The organism is Dietzia sp. UBA5065, from assembly GCA_002415925.1.
Lineage (GTDB): Bacteria > Actinomycetota > Actinomycetes > Mycobacteriales > Mycobacteriaceae > Dietzia.
Genome location: DIAZ01000077.1, coordinates 341 through 3,112 on the forward strand (window position 1 = coordinate 341; position 2,772 = coordinate 3,112).

The following is a 2,772-nucleotide window of genomic DNA, read 5'->3' on the forward strand; positions in this document are numbered from 1 at the left end:
GTGACGATCCCCGTCGACGGCGGCATCACCGCGAAGTAGCGACGAGCTCTGCGGAGACGGCCCACAGTCGCGCGGCGATGGCGGTGTCCTGGGACGCCTTCGACGAGCTCTTGGGCTTCTCGTTGGCGTAGTACCGGCCGGTCACGCCCTCGACCTCGGGTGACGACGCGAGGTAGATCGAGGTGGCAGCCCCGCGCGACGGGCTCTTGAGGATCGGTCGAAGGATCGGCAGCATCACCCTCATCCACCCGCCGGAGTCCTCCCGCCCGAAGTTGGTGCGGACCACGCCGGGGTGGAGCACGTTCGCAGTGACGGGCGAGCCGGCGAGCCGTCGGGCGAGCTCGTAGGTGAACATCACGTTGGCGAGCTTGGACTGGTTGTAAGCGCGCTGGCCGTTGTAGTCCCGTTCGCCCTGCAGGTCCGCGAAATCGATGGTCCCCATGGACTGCGCCGCAGAGGACACCGTGACGACCCGAGCCCCAGCGCCTTCGCGCAACCGGTCCAGCAGCAGGTCGGTCAGCAGGAACGGGGCCAGGTGGTTGACCGCGAAGGTGTGCTCCAGTCCGTCGACCGTCGTATGCCGCGTGGCCCAGTAGCCTCCGACGTTGTTGACCAGGACATCAAGCCGCGGGTATGCCGCGAGCACCTCTTCGGCGAGCCGGCGCACCTCACGCTGCGAGGACATATCGGCGACGAAGACGTCGACCTGAGCACCGGCGCCCCGAAGCTGCCCGGCGGCGGTCTCGGACCGGACGGGATCGCGTCCGACGATCCCGACTCGGGCGCCAAGACCGGCCAGGCCCGCGGCGGTGGCCAGCCCGATCCCACCGCTCCCCCCGGTGATCAGCACGGTCTTGCCGGTCATGGCGCCCATCTCAGCGGACGATCTTGAAGTTGAACGTCGCCGTGCCCAGCGCACCCATGAGTCGCAGCCACACCGGGAGCAGCATCTCCGTGCCGCGGGCGGTGTCGATGCCACCAAGGTCGATGACGTCGGTGTGCCCGAAGCTAATGAGCAATCCGGTGACCGTGGCCTTGGCGGCGGCATCGTCGCCGGAGACGAAGACCGACGACTCCGCCCCGAGCGACGCGGGGTCAACCATGAGGTCGGCGTTCAGCGTGTTGAGCGTCTTGACCACCCGGGCCTGGGGGAAGGCGCGTTGAATCTGCTCGCCGAGGGAGTCGGTGTCCTTGACGAACAGGGACGGGGGAAATCCCTGCGAGAAGTCCAGCGGGTTGGAGATGTCGACGAGCACCTTGCCGGCCAGATGCTCGGCGCCCGCTTGCTCCAGGGTGGCGAGGGCGCCGGAGCCGTTGGTTGCGTTGACGACGACCTCCGCAGCGGCCGCAGCCTCGCCCAGCGGTGCGAGGGAGATCTCCGGATGGTCAGTGGCCCAGGTCCGGAACGGCGGGTTGCCCATGCCGTCAGGCTCGGTGCGGGAGAGGGTCGCCTGCGGGTCGCGGGTGCCGACGGTGACGTCGTGGCCGAGGCCCGAGAGGCGAGCAGCGAGAGCGCGGCCGACCATGCCGGTGCCGAGGACGGCAATCTTCATGAGAACTCCTGGTGTGAGAATCTAGGGGTAGACAGGTTTGTCTAGTTCGATCACGCTAACAGACAGGTCTGTCTAGTAGCAAGGTATGCTTGCGGCACTCACCTACACGAGGAGGATCGATGTCCACCGACCACGTCACCACGGCCCGCCCGGGGGGAGCGCGCGAGCGCATCCTCGAATCGGCATTCGCCCTCTTCTATGCGCGTGGGATCCGGGCGGTCGGGGTTGACCTGATCATTGCCCAGTCCGGGGTCGCCAAGGCCACGTTCTACAAGCACTTCCCGTCCAAGGACGACCTGGTCGTGGCCTACCTCGACAAGGTCGACGCGGTGTGGTCCGGCCAACTCAAGGATGCGGCCGAGGCGGCCGGGCCTGATCCCGCGGACCAACTCGTCGGCATGTTCGACGCCCTGTCCAACGCGTGTCGCCGCGAGGGCTACCGCGGCTGCGCGTTCATCAACGCTGCGGCCGAGTCGCAGCCCGGCACGGCCGTTCACGACCGCACGGTTGCCCACAAGACGGCAGTGCTCGGGTGGGTGCGCGGCCTCGCCGAGCGGGCCGGGGCGCGCGACCCGGGCGCACTCGCTCGGTCGCTCACCCTTCTCCTTGACGGCGGACTCGCCAGCGGCTCCCTGGACGCCGACCCCGAGGCACCCGCTGTCGCCCAAGCCTCCGCCCGAGCCCTCGTCGACGCCTCGCGCGCCTAACTATCGCGCGAGCCGCAACAGAGTCGGGATCCCGGGGGCCGTGCGACTGCAACTCGGCGCTTCGGAAACCCAGGCGCAGGGACCGTATCGAGGGCAAGGAAACGCTCGAACCCGCCAGGACTCACGTCAAGCCTTGTCAGCCTGCCGCCGTATCGTCGCAACCAACTAGTTAGCTTCGGGTGCACGTCATGCCGGGGCCCCAGTGAGACGGAGGGAATCGGGATGGCGATGCTGAGGGGGGTTCTACGGGTCAGCCCGATCGGAGATTACGGCACCTTACCCGAGTTGTTAGGCGTCGACTTCCTCGTGGTCGACGAGCCAGGAGGGCATGGCTCCGGCCCTTTCCACCCGATTGTTGAGGTGGAGGATCTCGCTGCTCTGTACGAGATGCTGCGAACGGAACGGATCGTTGTTGGGGTGCTGACACCCCTCGACGACGGTCAGCGTCATTCGTTCACGGTCCGCGACCTGCGCGGGATGGCTCTCCATACGGTGGTGGGAGACCTGCCGCC

General features: G+C 67.8%; 4 protein-coding genes. 2 read left to right on the plus strand and 2 right to left on the minus strand.

Annotated elements, in window-relative coordinates; translation table 11 throughout:
- Positions 1–25: 25 nt before the first annotated feature.
- Complete coding sequence (locus B4M60_RS05835) at positions 26–865, minus strand: SDR family oxidoreductase (protein WP_291081182.1); 840 nt, start codon at positions 863–865, stop codon at positions 26–28.
- A 10-nt stretch (positions 866–875) separates the two neighbouring features.
- On the minus strand, positions 876–1,553 hold the full coding sequence (locus tag B4M60_RS05840; protein WP_291081184.1) for an NADPH-dependent F420 reductase: 678 nt from the start codon (positions 1,551–1,553) through the stop codon (positions 876–878).
- Positions 1,554–1,672: 119 nt separating this feature from the next.
- On the opposite strand from B4M60_RS05840, the gene B4M60_RS05845 reads away from it, so the two are divergent.
- Together B4M60_RS05845 and B4M60_RS05850 are read left to right on the plus strand one after the other, a co-directional pair.
- On the plus strand, positions 1,673–2,260 hold the full coding sequence (locus tag B4M60_RS05845; protein WP_291081186.1) for a TetR/AcrR family transcriptional regulator: 588 nt from the start codon (positions 1,673–1,675) through the stop codon (positions 2,258–2,260).
- Between the two features lie 222 nt (positions 2,261–2,482).
- On the plus strand, positions 2,483–2,772 hold a 290-nt coding region (locus B4M60_RS05850; protein ID WP_291081188.1), incomplete at its 3' end, for a hypothetical protein.

What these genes read in the sequence shown, in the direction of transcription:
- B4M60_RS05835 (WP_291081182.1), bottom strand. Translation starts at nt 865, where the DNA reads ATGACCGGCAAGACCGTGCTGATCACCGGGGGGAGCGGTGGGATCGGG.
- B4M60_RS05840 (WP_291081184.1), bottom strand. Translation starts at nt 1,553, where the DNA reads ATGAAGATTGCCGTCCTCGGCACCGGCATGGTCGGCCGCGCTCTCGCT.
- B4M60_RS05845 (WP_291081186.1), top strand. Translation starts at nt 1,673, where the DNA reads ATGTCCACCGACCACGTCACCACGGCCCGCCCGGGGGGAGCGCGCGAG.